The organism is Luteimonas sp. TWI662 (assembly GCF_039673825.1).
GTDB lineage: Bacteria > Pseudomonadota > Gammaproteobacteria > Xanthomonadales > Xanthomonadaceae > Luteimonas.
Window position 1 is genome coordinate 69840 of the sequence record NZ_JBDJMI010000002.1, and the last position, 15160, is coordinate 84999.

Consider the following 15160-nt stretch of genomic DNA (forward strand, 5'->3'; position numbering starts at 1 on the left):
GGCCCAGCACCCGCCGCCCACACTGCGAGGGTCACGCGCCACAGGACCGCACGATGGGCATTCTCGAAGGGCTGGGCAGCGCCGCCTCGCAGGTGGGCGGTGCGTTCAAGGGGGCCGGCGAGGTGCTCTGGGAGACCGGCGAGGGCGTGGCGACACTGGGCGCGAACGCGTTGAAGACCGGCTATGACCTCGGCCCGGCAGGCTGGCTGGCCGACGGCGCGTCGGCGCTCTACACGCAGGCGACCGGCGACACGCTCGATGTCCCCGACTGGCTGCCCTCGGCCGAACGCGGCGGCGAGCGCATGGAGGCCGCGGCCGACCTGGTCTCCACGATCGCGCGCAATCCGGGCCTGTTGGTCGATGCGGTCGTCGACCCGATCGTCGACGACTGGCAGGCCGGGCGCTACGGCGAGGCGATCGGCCGCGGCGCCGCCGAGCTGGTGCTCACGGTCGCCGGCACCAAGGGCGTCGACAAGGCCGCCAAGGGCGCCAAGGCGGCCGACGCCGCCGGCGATATCGCCGATGCCGCGCGCGCGGCCGAGCACGCGCAGGACCTGGGGGATGGCGGACGCGTCGCCGCGCGCGGCGACGACGCCGCCGATCTGGCCGAGATCCTCGCCCGCGCCGACACCGGCCGCACCGTCGGCGGGCGGCCGCTGCTGCAGTTCGACACGATGGACGACTTCAATGTCGCCGCGAACGCCGCACGTCCCGATACGGTCTACGCGTTCGGCGACTACCGCTGGAGCACCGACGAGGCCGGCCGTGTGGTCAAGGCCGAAGGCAGCGTGTCGCTCGAACCCGCCGGCCGCAACGATCCCGGCCTGCAGCGGCAGATCGGACACGAGGGCTATCCCACCGACGTCGGCTTCCACCTGATCGCCGACTCATTCGCCGGCCCGACCAACCGGCTCAACGTCGTGCCCGGCAACGGCAAGCCGTTGCCCGACGGCACCAAGAACCTCAACACCGGCGCCTACGGCCACCAGTTCGAGGGCCAGATCCGCGCACTCAAGCAGGAGAATCCGGAGCTCGACGTGCAGATCCGCGTCGAGCCCTACTACGACGCCGGCAACACGACATCGCGGCCCGACGGCTTCGTCGCCGCCTACCGGCAGGAAGGCGGGAAGTGGGTGGAGTTCGATTTCGATAACATCCACTGATCCCCGAGTCCCGCCCGGAATCCCATGCTCGACGCCATCACCATCCAGCAAGCCCAGGAACGGGTCGTGCGCGAAGTCGCCGCCTGCGTCACCGATATGATGGAAGGCGAATGGGGCGCACGCGAGTGGAAGCGCATCGGCCTGCATGCCGAAATCGACACCGAAGGCGGCCGCAGGATCAGCTCGCAGACCTCCGCGATCGCGGCCATCCCCGCGCAGCCACTCGAAGACGTGGACTTCCGCCTCTCGCGAGCAGCCAAGGAGGCGCTGGTGGCGTTGCGCGAGACCATGCGCGAGGAGCGCGGCGCGTGGTCGAGCGTGCTGCTGACGATCGAGCCGACCGGCCGGTTCTCGTTCGATTTTTCCTACGAGCCGCCGCGGCGACTGGCCGGCGACCTGCTCTACTCGCCGCTCGACGGGTTCCTGGACCGCTACAAGGCCGAGACCGGCGCGCGCTGAGTGCACTGTCGCAGCGCGCACCTGCGCATCATGCCGCCGGCGGTTCGGGCCGCAACCACAGCCAGGTGCCGACGACGGCCATGCAGCCGATCGGCAGCGCGCTCATCCACCAGCGGTGGGCCGGGATCGCCAGTACGAGCGCCACCAGAATCGCCGAGCAAGCCAGCATGGCCACCGTCGCCAACCACTTCGCGCGGCGGCTGACCGCGCCATGCGCCTGCCAGTCGCGGATCGACGGCCCGAAGCGCGGGTGCGCAAGCAGCCAGCGATGCAGGCGCTCGGACCCACGCGAGGCGGCCCAGGCGGCGATCAGGATGAACACCGTGGTCGGCAGGCCCGGCACGAAGATGCCCAGGATGCCGAGGCCCAGGCTGGCGTAGGCCAGCAGCCACCAGGCCCAGCGAAAGCGCGTGCGACGATGCATGCGCGCATTCTATGCACGGCCAGCGCCGCATCGCGTGTCCTCGGGCGCCGTGCGGCCGGCGTCCAGCGTCACTCTGCTACGCCGCGATTGCCGCGCTGCCGGCCACGCTCGACAATGCCGCCATGGATATCTTCAAGGTCTTCTCCGTCGAGGCGGCGCATCGCCTGCCCAACGTGCCGCCTGGGCACAAATGCGCGCGGCTGCACGGCCACTCGTTCCAGATCGAGATCCACGTCTCCGGCGAGCCGGGCGAGCACTCGGGGTGGATCATGGACTTCGGCGACCTCAAGGCCGCGTTCGCACCGCTCTACGCCCAGCTCGACCATCACTACCTCAACGAGATCCCGGGGCTCGAGAACCCGACCAGCGAGCGGCTGGCGATCTGGATCTGGGAACGGCTCAAGCCGACCCTGCCGGCGTTGAGCGCGATCGTGATCCGCGAGACCTGCACCTCGGGCTGTCGCTACACCGGTCCCTGAGGCGGGCACCCGCTGGCACCCGGCGATCACGGCGGACGCGCGCGAGCCGCCCCCGCAATCCGCCTGAGCAGCCTGCTTGAGGAGCGCGCGCAAACCGTTGATCCATCTACAAAACTGAACACACGGCGACCGTTCGTCGGCTCGATGTTGCAATGCAGCATAGGCGCGCTATGCTGCATTGCACAAACCCGGCAGCCGCCGGCCCACGCAGGTAACCGCCATGTCCTACCAGTTCAACGAGCAGTTCACCGCCGCGTCGCGCCAGTTCGCCGATGCCGCGGCCCAGATCAACCGCCTGACCCTCGAGAATGTCGAGAAGGCCTTCGGCGTCCACTTCACCACCCTTGGCGAGAACGCCAACGCTACGTTCGCGTTCGTCAACGAAGCGATCGAGGTCCGCGATCTCGACGGCATGAAGGCGCTGTGGCCCAAGGGCGCGCAGATCGCTCGTGAGAACGTCGAGCGCCTGGTCAGCGCAGGCCAGGACGTCATCGGCCGCACTGTGAAGACCCACGAAGCGATCGCGGAACTCGCCAAGGCGCAGCTCGAATCGGCCACCGCCGACGTCCGCGCGCAGGCCGAGACCGCCGCCAAGGCCGCCGCGGGCAAGCCCACCGCCAAGCGTTGACCGCATGCGGGCCCACGGCCCGCACGCCACCGAACACTCGGGCGATCCCTCCCTCGCCCGGGCCGACCCGGCAGCTCGCGCTGCCGGGTTTTTTATGCAAGCGAGGCCCGCGGTGGCAGCGACCAGTCGACCGGCCGCTCGCCGCGACGCTGCAGGTAGTCGTTGGTGGCCGAGAAATGACCGCAGCCGAGGAACCCTCGATGCGCCGACAGTGGCGAGGGATGGGTGCTGCGCAGCACCCGGTGGCGGCGCGTGTCGACCAGCTTGCCCTTGGCCTGCGCGTAGCTGCCCCACAGCAGGAACACCAGGCCCTCGCGCTCGCGGTTGAGGGTGTCGACGACGTGGTCGGTGAACCCCTCCCAGCCCTTGCCCTGGTGCGAGCCGGCCCGGCCTTCCTCGACCGTCAGCACCGCATTGAGCAGCAGCACGCCCTGGCGCGCCCAGGGCATCAACCAGCCGTGGTCGGGCCTGGGCAGGCCGAGGTCGCGGGTGATCTCCTTGAACATGTTGTCCAGCGACGGCGGGATGCGCACGTCCGGACGTACCGAAAACGACAGGCCATGGGCCTGGCCGGGTCCGTGATAGGGATCCTGCCCGAGGATGACCACCTTGACCGCGTCGAACGGGGTCGCGTCGAACGCGGCGAAGATGTCCGGGCCCGGTGGATGGATCCGCGCGCCCTCGGCGCGGCGGGCGCGCAGGAAGGCCGACAGCGCCTGCATATCGTCGCGGAGCAGCCAGTCGCCGACCCGTGCCTTCCACGAGGGCTCGAGCTTGATCCGGGAGGCGGTCTCGGCCGCAGGCGTCGTCGTTTGCGAATCAAGCATGGTCCGGACGCGTCTGGCGCAGGAAGTGGCCGGTGACGATGCCCCCGCCGAGCCAGCCCAGTGCGGTCGAGCCGCCCAGCACCGCCAGCACGCCGAGCGGCCCGAAGCCGCGCAGCGCGAACGTGGCGCCGTAGCTGGCCGCGACCTCGGCCAGCGGCGCGCGCAACGCGGCCGCCGCCGCGCCCAGCAGCGCCAGTGCAACCGCGCCCGAGGCCAGCCCATACCAGGCGCCCAGATAGAGGAATGGCCGCCGGATGAAGCCGTCGGTCGCGCCCAGCAGCTGCAGCACGCCCAGTTCCTCGCGCCGCGACTGGATGTCCAACCGCACGGTGTTGCCCACGACCAGCAACGCGCCCAGCCCGAGCAGCGCGGCCAGGACCCAGACCACGCGCCCGCCGAAGCGCAGCCAGCCGTCCAGACGCTGGCGCCACTGCGCGTCGTGCTGCACCAGTTCGGCCTCGGGCAGTTTCCGCAGCGCATCGGCCAGCAGCATCTCGTCGCCCGACGGCGTCAGGATCAGCACGTGCGGCAACGGGTTCTCATCGAGGACATCGATCGCCGGTCCGAATTCGCCGCGCTCGCGCAATTCGGCCAGGCCCTCATCGGGCGTACGGTGCACCACGCTGCGGACGTCGCCGCGGGCGCGCAGCTCGCCGGCGAGCGCGGCGGCGCGCTCGGCATCGACATCGCGCTGCAGGAACACACTGATCTCGCGCGAGGCGTCGATGCTGCCGCCGAGCCGGCCGACGTTGTCGAGCACCAGCCACAGGCCGAGCGGCAGGGCCAGCGCGATCGCCATCACGCCGATGGTCAGCGCGGTCGACCAGGGCTTGCGGAAGATGCGGCCCAGGCTGGCGACGACGCTGTAGACATGGTGGTCGACCCAGGTGCCGACCGGGGATGCGCCGGTGCGGGCCGGTTGGTTGCGGGGCGCCTCAGGCATCGGCGAGATCCTCGGGCGAGATGTCGTCGACCAGGGTGCCGTGATCGAGCACAAGCGTGCGCTTCTTCATGCGCTTGACCAGGCCCAGGTCGTGGCTGGCGATCAGTACGCTGGTGCCGCGCTCGGGCAGTTCGGCGAACAGCGCCATGATCTCGGCCGACAACGTCGGGTCGAGGTTGCCGGTGGGCTCGTCGGCGACCAGAAGCCGCGGCTCGCCGACGATCGCACGCGCGATGCCGACCCGCTGCTGCTCACCGGCCGACAGCTGCGTGGGCAGCGCGCGCTCGCGATTGCCCAGACCCAGCCGCTCGAGCGCGCTGCGCACCCGCTTGCCGATCTCGGCGCGGCGCTGGCCGCGCAGGATCAGCGGCAATGCGATGTTGTCGAACACACTGCGGTCCGACAGCAGCCGATGGTCCTGGAACACCACGCCCACATCGCGGCGATGCAGTGCCACGCCGCGCCCGCGCACCTTCAGCAGGTTGCGCTCGGCGAACACCACCGCGCCGCGGCTGGGCCGCTCGGCCAGATGGATCAGCTTGAGCAGCGTGCTCTTGCCCGCGCCCGAGTGGCCGGTGACGAACAGCAGTTCGCCCGCAGACACGGCGAAATTGACGTCCGACAGCGCCACATGGCCGCCGGCGTACTGCTTGCTCACGTTATCGAATCGCAGAACGCTCATGTGCGGGATTATTGCAGGGAACGCGTGCAGGGCGCTGTCACTGGATTGGCGCGATGCATGGCACCTTCCCCCGTCTCCGGGGGGAAGGATGGGATGGGGCGATTACACGGCGAGCCGCTCGGGCCGCGCTGTCGCCATCGGAATGTTCGCCCCCACCAACCCTCCCCCGCGCGCGAGGGAGGGCTTGTCGCGCTGTTCGGACCGGACGGTCCCCTTGCCCCCTCCCGCGCGGGGGAGGGCTCAAGCACAAGACACTGCGCCTCGTCCTGAATCCACAGAACGAAAAAGCCCCGCTGGAGCGGGGCTTCTTGATATCTGCGACCTCGCACTGGATCAGCGCGAATCGCCACCGGAGACCAGACGACGCAGCCCATGCCCGATGCGGCTGAGCAGCGACGGCGCCTTCTCGGCCGCGGTCGGTGCCGGGCGCAGGGTCGGACGCACTTCGCGCGGTCCCTTGCCGCCGTTGCCGCGCGGCTTGGACTCGGTCGACTTCGTCTCGCCGGTCTGCGGCGCCGTGGCTTCGGCCCCCTCGATTTTCTTGCCGCCACGACGGCGACGGCGCTTGCGCGGCGGACGCGACTCGTCCGGCATCGCCTGCGCGACGGCGCCGGCGGCATCGACGACCGGCTTGGACGGCGCGGCGGCCGCATCGACCGTCGTCGCGTCCGGCCGCGGGGCGCGCGGCTTGCGCGGACCGCGCTCGCCACGGCCTTCGCCACCGCCCGCACGCGGACCCCGCGGACCCGGCGCACCGCGCCCGCCCCCCGGACCACCACGTCCGCCGCCGCGCTTGGCGTCCTCGGCGGCGCGCGCCTCGCGCACCTCGCGGAAGATCTCGCCGACGCTCTCGCCCTCGGCGGCATCGACTTCGATGCCTTCGCGCGGCTTGCGCGGCAGCGGGGTCAGCAGTTCCTGGGTGACCGGCTCGGACGGGATCTTCTGCTCGATGTACGCCTCGATGTCCGGCAGCGAAGTCGCATAGCGCTCGCAGGCGAAGCTGATCGCATCGCCCTCGGCGCCCAGGCGCGCGGTGCGCCCGATGCGATGCACGTAGTCCTCGGCGTCGAACGGCAGGTCGTAGTTGAAGACGTGGCTGACGCCGTCGATGTGCAAGCCGCGGGCGGCGACGTCAGTCGCCACCAGCAGCTCGAGCTGGCCGGCCTGGAACTTCTTGAGCAGCGACTCGCGCTTCTTCTGCGGCACGTCGCCCGACAGCACGCCGACGCGGTAGCCGGCCTTCTCCAGCGCGCGCGCGACACGCTCGACGAACGCCTTGGTGTTGACGAACACCATCGTGCGCGCGCCTTCGCTGCGCGACAGCAGGCCGATCAGCAGCGGCAGCTTTTCGTCGTCGGCCGGGTAGTACATGCGCTGGCGCACGCGCGCGGCGGTGATCGACTCGGTTTCCACGACGAGCTTCTCGGGCTCGTTCATATGCTCGTAGGCGAGCTCGAGCACGCGGTGGCTCAGCGTCGCCGAGAACAGCAGGGTCTGGCGCTCGGTGCGCACCGGCATGCGGCGCAGCAGGAAGCGGATGTCCTTGATGAAGCCCAGGTCGAACATCCGGTCGGCCTCGTCGAGCACGCACATCTCGCAGGCGTGCAGGCTGACGACCTTGTGCTGCTTGACGTAGTCGATCAGCCGGCCGGGGGTCGCGATGATGACGTCGGCGCCCTCCTGCAGGATCTGGCGCTGCTTGTCGTAGTCGACGCCGCCGTAGACCAGCGCGAACTTCAGGCCCAGCTCGCTGCCGAACTTGACCGCGTCCTTGTGGATCTGGATCGCCAGTTCGCGGGTCGGCGCCAGGATCAGCGCGCGCGGGTCCTCGGGCTTGCGGTCGGCCAGCGCCGGGCGGGTCAGCAGGCGATTGATCACCGCGACCAGGAACGCCAGGGTCTTGCCGGTGCCGGTCTGGGCCTGGCCGGCAACGTCGCGGCCATTGAGCGCCAGCGGCAGCGTCAGCGCCTGGATCGGGGTGCAGCGGGTGAAGCCCGCGCCTTCCAGACCGGCCTGCAGGGCCGGATGCAGCTCGAAGGAGGCGAAGGTGAGGTCGGTAAGGGGTTTGTCGCTCATGCGTAGGTCTGTATCCGGGCGTCGCCGGCAGAGGGCGCCGCGTGCTTGCGTGGGCGGCATCCGCAACGCAGACTGCCTGGATGCAGGACGCGTGGGTCGTCCCGCGGATGCGCCGCCTTGATTCGGGCCGACGATCCCCCACTTTACCATCCATCCCGGCGCCGCTGCCGCAGCCGGCGCCTCCTTGATCCGGAGAAGCCCGTGAGCGAACGCGTCATCCATGCCACCGATTCCGACTTCGACGCCACCGTCCTGCAGGCCGACGTGCCGGTGCTGGTGGACTTCTGGGCGCCGTGGTGCGGCCCCTGCCGGATGATCGCCCCGGCGCTGGACGAGCTGGCCGGCGACTACGCCGGGCGCGCCAAGGTGGTCAAGGTCGACGTCGACCAGAACCAGGCCACCGCGCTGAAGTACCACGTGCGCTCGATCCCGATGCTGCTGGTGTTCAAGGACGGCCAGGTCCACGGCACCCAGATCGGCGCGGTCGGCAAGGCGCAGCTGGCCCAGTTGATCGACAAGGCGCTCTGAGCGCGCCGCCCGCGGCGGCCTCAGCGCCGCCGCAGGCGGCCTCGGCCTGAATCGCCGTCGCCGCGACCGCTTGCCGACGCCCCCGTGGCGATGCTAGGTTTGCGCGACTCCGGCAGGTATTCGCCTGCCGCACCCATCTGAACTGCACCTGCCGGGCGCATCTCCCGGCCCTGCCCGTTTCCACCTTCCGCCCTCCGGGCGCTCGCACCGAGCGAGGATTCTGCTCTTGTCCGACAACACCCCTGACGACGCCGGCACGCCGGCCGCCGACACTGCCGTCAAGCGCGTCCGCAAGCCCCGCGCGGCCAAAAAGCCCGCCGACGCTGCGTCCGACGCCCCCCAGCCGCAACTCCAGCTTCCTCCCCAGGATGCCCCTGCCGCCCCCGCGCCGTCGCGTCCGGCGGCCGAGGCCCCGGCTGCCCCCGCTCCAGAGGCACCGCGCCCGCAGCCGCCGAAGGCCCCACCCGCCGCAAGCGGCGATGGCACGCCGCAGGACGGCGGACAGCGCAACGAGCCGCGCCAAGGGGGCGAACCCCGCAACGGCGGTGAACGCCAGGGCGGCGACCCGCGCCCGCAGCAGCCTTACCAGAACAACCGCCAGGACCAGAACAACCGGCAGGATCGCCAGGACCAAGGCAACCGCCGTGACCGCTTCAAGAACCGTCGTGACCGCCAGCGCGGCGGCCGCGACGACGGCCTGCCGCAGGACGGCGGCAACGACCACGCACAGCGCCTGCCGCCGCCGAACGTGCCCGAGGGCTTTCCGCAGTACTCGCTGAGCGACCTGAAGCGGATGCCGGCGCACAAGCTGCTCGACATCGCCGACCAGCTCGCGATCGAAGGCGTGGCCCGCGCCCGCAAGCAGGATGTGATCTTCGCCCTGCTCAAGGTGCTGACCCGCCACGGCGAGGGCGTCGTCGCCGATGGCGTGCTCGAGATCCTGCCCGACGGCTACGGCTTCCTGCGCGCGGCCGAGGCCAGCTACCTGGCCGGTCCGGACGATGTCTACATCTCGCCCAGCCAGATCCGCCGCTTCAACCTGCGCACCGGCGACCACCTGCTCGGCCGGATCCGCTGGCCGAAGGACGGCGAGCGCTACTTCGCGCTGTCGGTCGTGGACACCATCAACGGCGAGCCGCCGGAAGCCAGCAAGGGCAAGGTGCTGTTCGAGAACCTGACCCCGCTGTTCCCGCGCAAGCGCTTCAAGCTCGAGCGCGGCGACGGCTCCAGCGAGGACATCGCCGGCCGCGTCCTCGACCTGATGGCCCCGCAGGGCAAGGGCCAGCGCGCCCTGATCGTCTCGCCGCCCAAGGCCGGCAAGACGATGATGATGCAGCAGGTCGCCAGCGCCATCACCTACAACCACCCCGACGTGCACCTGATCGTGCTGCTGATCGACGAGCGGCCCGAGGAAGTGACCGAGATGCAGCGCACCGTGCGCGGCGAGGTCATCAGCTCGACGTTCGACGAGCCGGCCGCGCGCCACGTGCAGGTCGCCGAGATGGTGATCGAGCGCGCCAAGCGTCTGGTCGAGCACAAGAAGGACGTGGTCATCCTGCTCGACTCGATCACCCGCCTGGCCCGTGCCTACAACAACGTCGTGCCGAGCTCGGGCAAGGTGCTCACCGGCGGTGTCGACGCCAACGCGATGCACCGGCCCAAGCGCTTCTTCGGTGCGGCCCGCAACGTCGAGGAAGGCGGCTCGCTGACGATCATCGCCACCGCGCTGGTCGACACCGGCAGCGCGATGGACAAGGTGATCTACGAAGAGTTCAAGGGCACCGGTAACTCGGAAGTCCACCTGGACCGCCGCATCACCGAAAAGCGCGTCTACCCGGCGATCAACGTCAACCAGTCGGGCACCCGCCGCGAGGACCTGCTGATCGAGCCGGAGCTGCTGCAGAAGATCTGGATCCTGCGCAAGCTGCTGCATCCGATGGACGAAATCGCCGCGATGGAGTTCCTGCTCGACAAGATGAAGAGCACGAAGTCCAACGACGAGTTCTTCTCGTCGATGAAGCGCTGAGGCCTCCGGCCACGAAAGAACGCCCCGCATCGCGGGGCGTTCTTTTCGTTCTTCGCCGGAGCCAACATGTGACCCTGCGCCTACCCGAAGTCGAGGTGCAGAAAGCCTACGGCAGCGGACTGACGCCCGGTGGCCGCGTCGAGCGCGCCATGGATGGCGCGCGCCCGAGTCAAGGCAGGATGCCTTGCCGAGGGGAGAGCGGCTTCCGGGTGGCAGGCTGCTGCCGATCCGAAGTGGAACGGCCATCCCGACACTTGGCAGAAGAAGCCTTTTATTCGACGTCCGCGTGCGGGATCCTCTAATGCGGCAACTGCGATGCCCTCACTCGTCGAAGCGCAGGTGCCGGACGGACTTGCCGTGGCGGCGGATCAGCTTCAACGCCTCGATGCCGATCTGGATATGACGCTCGACGAAGTCGGCACTGACCCGGGCATCGGAGGCTTCGGTCTTGACGCCTTCGGGAATCATCGGCTGGTCGCTGACCAGCAGCAGCGCCCCCGACGGGATGCGATTGGCGAAGCCGGCGGCGAAGACGGTCGCGGTTTCCATGTCGATCGCCATGCAGCGCATCGCCCGCAGCCGTTCCTTGAACGCGTCGTCGTGCTCCCAGACCCGGCGGTTGGTCGTATAGACAGTGCCGGTCCAGTAGTCGTGGCCGAGGTCGCGGATCATCGTCGAGACCGCGCGCTGCAATGCGAACGCCGGCAGCGCCGGCACTTCGGGCAGCAGGTAGTCGCTGCTGGTGCCCTCACCGCGGATCGCCGCGATCGGCAGCACCAGGTCGCCCAGCTGGTTCTTGCGCTTGAGGCCACCGCACTTGCCCAGAAACAGCACCGACTTGGGCATGACCGCAGAGAGCAGGTCCATCATCGTCGCCGCATTCGGGCTGCCCATGCCGAAGTTGATCATCGTGATGCCATCGGCGGTGGCGCTGGGCATGGGCCGGTCCAGGCCCACCACTTCGGCACCGGTCAGACGCGCGAAGTGATGCAGGTACCCGCCGAAATTGGTCAGCAGCACGTGTTCGCCAAACTGGTCCAGCGGCACGCCGGTGTAGCGCGGCAGCCAGTTGCCGACGATCTGGTCTTTCTCTTTCATCGTCTTCTCCTTTTTCTTTCGCGCGCATTCTCGCATCGCGCCGGCATCGGTCGCAGCACGCGTCGCAACTGAGCGCGCGGTCCCAGTGCACGCGGCGGCGACACGGGTACACTCGACGACGCTTTTCGGGGTCGCGCGCGCGCGACGGCTGTTCCATCATCGCTTCGGGGAGTTGTCGATGTCTCGTCTGTTGTCCGCCGCCTTGGCGGCCGTCCTGCTGGGCGGCTGTGCCACCACTGCCTCATCCGGCGCGCCGTCCCGCGCCGCCGCTGCGTCAACGCCCTACCCCAGCACCTACGCACCGATCGCCGCCGCGCCGGTGCTGATCAGCGGCGCCACGGTGCTGATCGGCGACGGCCAGCGCCTGGACGGCGCCGACGTGCTGCTGCGCGACGGCAGGATCGCCGCGATCGGCCGCGGGCTCGAAGTCCCGGTCGATGCGCAGCGCGTCGACGGCACTGGCAAGTGGGTTACGCCGGGCCTGATCGACGTGCACTCGCATCTGGGTGTGTACCCCAGCCCCGGCGCGCGTGCGCACAGCGACGGCAACGAGATGACCGCGCCGGTCACCGCGCAGGTCTGGGCCGAACACTCGGTGTGGCCCCAGGACCCGGGCTTCGGCGCCGCGCTGGCCGGCGGCATCACCACGCTGCAGATCCTGCCCGGCTCGGCGAACCTCGTCGGCGGGCGCGGCGTCACGCTCAAGAACGTCGCTGCGACCACGGTGCAGGGCATGAAATTTCCTGGCGCGCCTTATGGACTGAAGATGGCTTGCGGCGAGAACCCAAAGCGCGTCTACGGCGAGAAGGGCGGCCCGGCCACGCGCATGGGCAATGTCGCCGGCTACCGCGCCGCGCTGATCGATGCGGCCGAGTACCGCGACAAGCAGGCCAGCAATTCGCCAGGCAAGCGCGACCTCAAGCTCGAGACACTGGCCGGTGCGATGGATGGCGACATCCTGGTGCACATCCACTGCTACCGCGCTGACGAGATGGCGCAGATGCTGGATCTGGCGCATGAGTTCGACTTCCATATCACCGCCTTCCATCACGGCGTGGAGGCCTACAAGATCGCCGACCGGCTGGCCGCCGAGGGCGTGTGCGGTGCGCTGTGGGCCGATTGGTGGGGCTTCAAGATGGAGGCCTTCGACGGCATCCAGGAGAACATCGCGATCGTCGACCGCGCGCCGGGAGGCTGCGCGATCGTGCATTCGGATTCCGACGAAGGCATCCAGCGCCTCAACCAGGAGGCGGCGAAGGTGCTGGCCAGCGCCCAGCGCGCCGGGCTCGACATTGCGCCCGAACATGCGATCCGTTGGCTGACCGAGAACGCGGCGCGCTCGCTGGGCGTGCTCGAGCGTACCGGCACGCTGGCGCCGGGCAAGATGGGCGACGTGGTGCTGTGGAACGGCAACCCCTTCAGCGTCTATGCACTCGCCGAGCAGGTATGGATCGACGGCGCGCACGTGTACGACCGGTTCGACCCGACGCGCCAGCCGGTGACGGACTTCATGCTCGGCCAGGGCGCAGCCGCCACTGGAGGTGCCCGATGAGCCGCGCGGTCTCGACCCGGCGCGCCTCGCGCGCAATCGCGCGCCTGCTGTGCGTGGGCGCGCTGGTCGCCGCCACGCTGCCGGTCGCCGCGCAGGACGTGCTGATCCGCGGCGCGACGGTCCACACCGCCGGTGCCCAAGGCACGCTGCGCGAAGCCGACGTACTGGTGCGCGGCGGCCGCATCGCCGCGGTCGGCCCCGGGCTGTCTGCGGCCGGCGTGCCGGTCGTCGAGGCCGGCGGTCGTCCGCTGACGCCGACCCTGTTCGGCGGCGTGACCGGGATCGGCATCGAGGAGGTCTCGGGCGAGCGTGGCACGCGCGACGACCGCCTGTCGCTCGGCAGCGCCGAGGACATGGTCGTGCGGCCGGAGTTCGACGTCACGCTGGCGTTCAATCCCGACTCGATCGTGATCCCAGTCGCGCGCGTGGAAGGCATCGGCTTCACGCTGCTGTCGGCCGGCAATGCCAACGCGATCGTCGGCGGACAGGGCGCAGCGATGCGCCTGGACGGCAGCATCGATCCCGCCGGTCCGAAGGTGCTGTACCTGGCGCTGGGCAGCACCGGCGCCGAGCAGAGCGGGCAATCGCGCGCGGCGCAGTGGATGCTGCTCGACCAGTTGATCGACGAGGCCCGTGGCCGGTTGCCGGCCGATTCGCACGTCGCGTCGCTGACCCCGGCCGGCAAACGCGCACTGACGCGTTACCTCGATGGCCAGGGCACGATCGTCGTCGGCGTCAACCGCGCCTCCGACATCCGCCAACTGCTGCGCTGGAGCAAGCGCCACGGCCTGCGCATCGCGATCCGCGGCGGTGCCGAGGCCTGGAAGCTGGCGCCCGAGCTCGCCGCCGCCGGCGTGCCGGTGTTCGTCGATCCGCTGGTCAACCTGCCATCGGACTTCGACCAGATCGGGGCCACGCTCGAGAACGCCGCGCGGCTCCATGCAGCCGGCGTACGTGTCGGCTTCGCGCAGGCCAGCGATGCCTCGCACAACGCCCGCAAGCTGCGCCAGCTCGCCGGCAACGCGGTCGCCCACGGGTTGCCGTGGGAGGCAGGCCTGGCCGGGCTGACGCGCGTGCCGGCCGAGACCTTCGGCGTCGACGCGGCGATCGGTACGATCGCGGTCGGGCGCACCGCCGACCTGGTGCTGTGGTCGGGCGATCCGCTGGATATCGCCTACACCGCCGACCAGGTGTGGCTGGGCGGCCGCGCGCTCGAGATGCGCTCGCGTCAGACCGAACTGCGCGACCGCTACCTGCCGCAGGTGACGCCGGCCAGCGAAGGCGGCCTGCCGCGGGCGTACCGGCACCGCTGAGGCACTTGCGCCTCCCGCACATGCGGGAGGGGACGTGGGGGGTAGACCTTCCGCCTTGGCGGATTGCGGCCCAAGGACCACGGTCTGTTGGGAAACCGATCAACGCGCGATCGGATCGTTTGCCCCCATCCCGGCCTTCCCCCGCAAGCGGGGGAAGGAGGTTGCAAGCGCCGCGGCTTGTTGCGCAGATGCCGGCCTTCCCCCGCAAGCGGGGGAAGGAGATTGCAAGCCCCTCGGCTTGTTGCACGGATGCGGGCCTTCCCCGCAAGCGGAGAACGGGGTAGCAGGCGCGCGGCTTATCGGGCGTCGGGCGGGATGCCGTCGATGTCGGGGTCGACGGCGAGCTTGCCGGCGATCAGCACCGCCTGGGTGCGATTGGAGGCGCCGAGCTTGCGCAGCACCGCCGTCATATGCGCCTTGACCGTGGCCTCCGAGACGCCCAGCTCGTAGGCGATCTGCTTGTTGAGCATGCCGTCGCCGAGCATCTGCAGCACGCGGAACTGCTGCGGCGTGAGGTCGCGCAGCCGCGCGGCGACGTCGTGTTCGCCGGACGAGACCGCCGGCGCCGAGACTGCAGCCTCGGGGACGAAACGGTCGCCATCGAGCACCTGTGCGACCGCGCGCGCCAGCGTTTCGGCATCGGCCGACTTCGGAACGAAGCCGGCCGCGCCGTGGTCGAGTGCCCGGCGCATCACCGCCGGCTCCTCGCGCGCCGACACCATCAGCACCGGCAGTTGCGGGAACTGCGCGCGCAGGTGCACCAGCGCGCTGAACCCCTGGGCGCCGGGCATGTTGAGGTCGAGCATCAACAGGTCGGCGTCGGGCTCGGCCTCGACCATCGCATACAGCGCCTCGACGTTGTGCGCCTCGCGCAGGCGGGCATCGGGCACGGCGCGCGCGATCGCCCCACGCAGCGCCTCGCGGAACAGCGGGTGGTCGTCGGCGATCAGCAGGGTCGTCAT

15 protein-coding genes are annotated in these 15160 nt (G+C 70.1%); 8 read left to right on the forward strand and 7 right to left on the reverse strand.

The genetic code is table 11. The features are described from left to right. Nucleotides 1-53: 53 nt before the first annotated feature. Together ABE488_RS02800 and ABE488_RS02805 are read left to right on the forward strand one after the other, a co-directional pair. Nucleotides 54-1163: a DNA/RNA non-specific endonuclease gene (locus tag ABE488_RS02800; protein WP_346447056.1), complete on the forward strand. Its 1110-nt coding sequence runs from the start codon at nucleotides 54-56 to the stop codon at nucleotides 1161-1163. 24 nt (nucleotides 1164-1187) lie between these two features. Then, nucleotides 1188-1622 carry a hypothetical protein gene (locus tag ABE488_RS02805; RefSeq protein WP_346447058.1) on the forward strand — a complete coding sequence of 145 codons (435 nt, stop codon included), beginning with the start codon at nucleotides 1188-1190 and terminating at the stop codon, nucleotides 1620-1622. A 28-nt stretch (nucleotides 1623-1650) separates the two neighbouring features. Here the strand turns inward: ABE488_RS02805 and ABE488_RS02810 are convergent, their stop codons facing one another. Then, the gene (locus ABE488_RS02810) at nucleotides 1651-2046 is read right to left on the reverse strand and encodes a YbaN family protein (protein ID WP_346442746.1); all 396 of its coding nucleotides are present in this window, start codon (nucleotides 2044-2046) and stop codon (nucleotides 1651-1653) included. Nucleotides 2047-2168: 122 nt separating this feature from the next. On the opposite strand from ABE488_RS02810, the gene queD reads away from it, so the two are divergent. Both queD and ABE488_RS02820 read left to right on the forward strand, forming a co-directional pair. After that, nucleotides 2169-2525 (forward strand): 6-carboxytetrahydropterin synthase QueD, encoded by a 357-nt coding sequence (gene queD / locus ABE488_RS02815; RefSeq protein WP_346442745.1) that lies wholly within the window; start codon nucleotides 2169-2171, stop codon nucleotides 2523-2525. A gap of 220 nt (nucleotides 2526-2745) precedes the next feature. Next, a complete protein-coding gene (locus ABE488_RS02820) occupies nucleotides 2746-3153 on the forward strand; it encodes a phasin family protein (RefSeq protein WP_346442743.1) in 408 nt (135 codons plus the stop codon). 92 nt (nucleotides 3154-3245) lie between these two features. On the opposite strand, the gene ung is transcribed toward ABE488_RS02820, so the two are convergent. The 4 genes from ung to rhlB all read right to left on the reverse strand — a co-directional run bounded on the left by ung (nucleotide 3246) and on the right by rhlB (nucleotide 7681). Then, on the reverse strand, nucleotides 3246-3980 hold the full coding sequence (ung, locus tag ABE488_RS02825) for a uracil-DNA glycosylase (protein ID WP_346442742.1): 735 nt from the start codon (nucleotides 3978-3980) through the stop codon (nucleotides 3246-3248). After that, nucleotides 3973-4923 carry a permease-like cell division protein FtsX gene (gene ftsX / locus ABE488_RS02830; protein ID WP_346447060.1) on the reverse strand — a complete coding sequence of 317 codons (951 nt, stop codon included), beginning with the start codon at nucleotides 4921-4923 and terminating at the stop codon, nucleotides 3973-3975. The genes ung and ftsX overlap by 8 nt, the downstream gene beginning before the upstream one ends. After that, nucleotides 4916-5605 (reverse strand): cell division ATP-binding protein FtsE, encoded by a 690-nt coding sequence (gene ftsE, locus ABE488_RS02835; RefSeq protein WP_346442739.1) that lies wholly within the window; start codon nucleotides 5603-5605, stop codon nucleotides 4916-4918. Before ftsE ends, ftsX begins: the two co-directional genes overlap by 8 nt. 333 nt (nucleotides 5606-5938) lie before the next feature. Continuing rightward, complete coding sequence (rhlB, locus tag ABE488_RS02840; protein ID WP_346447062.1) at nucleotides 5939-7681, reverse strand: ATP-dependent RNA helicase RhlB; 1743 nt, start codon at nucleotides 7679-7681, stop codon at nucleotides 5939-5941. A 201-nt stretch (nucleotides 7682-7882) separates the two neighbouring features. Here rhlB and trxA point away from each other — a divergent pair, with 201 nt between their 5' ends. Both trxA and rho read left to right on the forward strand, forming a co-directional pair. Then, the gene (gene trxA / locus ABE488_RS02845; RefSeq protein ID WP_047135552.1) at nucleotides 7883-8209 is read left to right on the forward strand and encodes a thioredoxin; all 327 of its coding nucleotides are present in this window, start codon (nucleotides 7883-7885) and stop codon (nucleotides 8207-8209) included. Between the two features lie 226 nt (nucleotides 8210-8435). Further along, complete coding sequence (gene rho / locus ABE488_RS02850) at nucleotides 8436-10235, forward strand: transcription termination factor Rho (protein ID WP_346442736.1); 1800 nt, start codon at nucleotides 8436-8438, stop codon at nucleotides 10233-10235. A 321-nt stretch (nucleotides 10236-10556) separates the two neighbouring features. Here the strand turns inward: rho and ABE488_RS02855 are convergent, their stop codons facing one another. Further along, complete coding sequence (locus ABE488_RS02855; RefSeq protein WP_346442734.1) at nucleotides 10557-11333, reverse strand: AMP nucleosidase; 777 nt, start codon at nucleotides 11331-11333, stop codon at nucleotides 10557-10559. A 178-nt stretch (nucleotides 11334-11511) separates the two neighbouring features. On the opposite strand from ABE488_RS02855, the gene ABE488_RS02860 reads away from it, so the two are divergent. Together ABE488_RS02860 and ABE488_RS02865 are read left to right on the forward strand one after the other, a co-directional pair. After that, a complete protein-coding gene (locus ABE488_RS02860; RefSeq protein ID WP_346442733.1) occupies nucleotides 11512-12885 on the forward strand; it encodes an amidohydrolase in 1374 nt (457 codons plus the stop codon). Further along, nucleotides 12882-14198 carry an amidohydrolase family protein gene (locus ABE488_RS02865; protein WP_346447064.1) on the forward strand — a complete coding sequence of 439 codons (1317 nt, stop codon included), beginning with the start codon at nucleotides 12882-12884 and terminating at the stop codon, nucleotides 14196-14198. Before ABE488_RS02860 ends, ABE488_RS02865 begins: the two co-directional genes overlap by 4 nt. Before the next feature lie 296 nt (nucleotides 14199-14494). On the opposite strand, the gene ABE488_RS02870 is transcribed toward ABE488_RS02865, so the two are convergent. Then, nucleotides 14495-15160, reverse strand: coding sequence for a response regulator transcription factor (locus tag ABE488_RS02870; protein ID WP_346442729.1), 666 nt, complete (start codon nucleotides 15158-15160; stop codon nucleotides 14495-14497).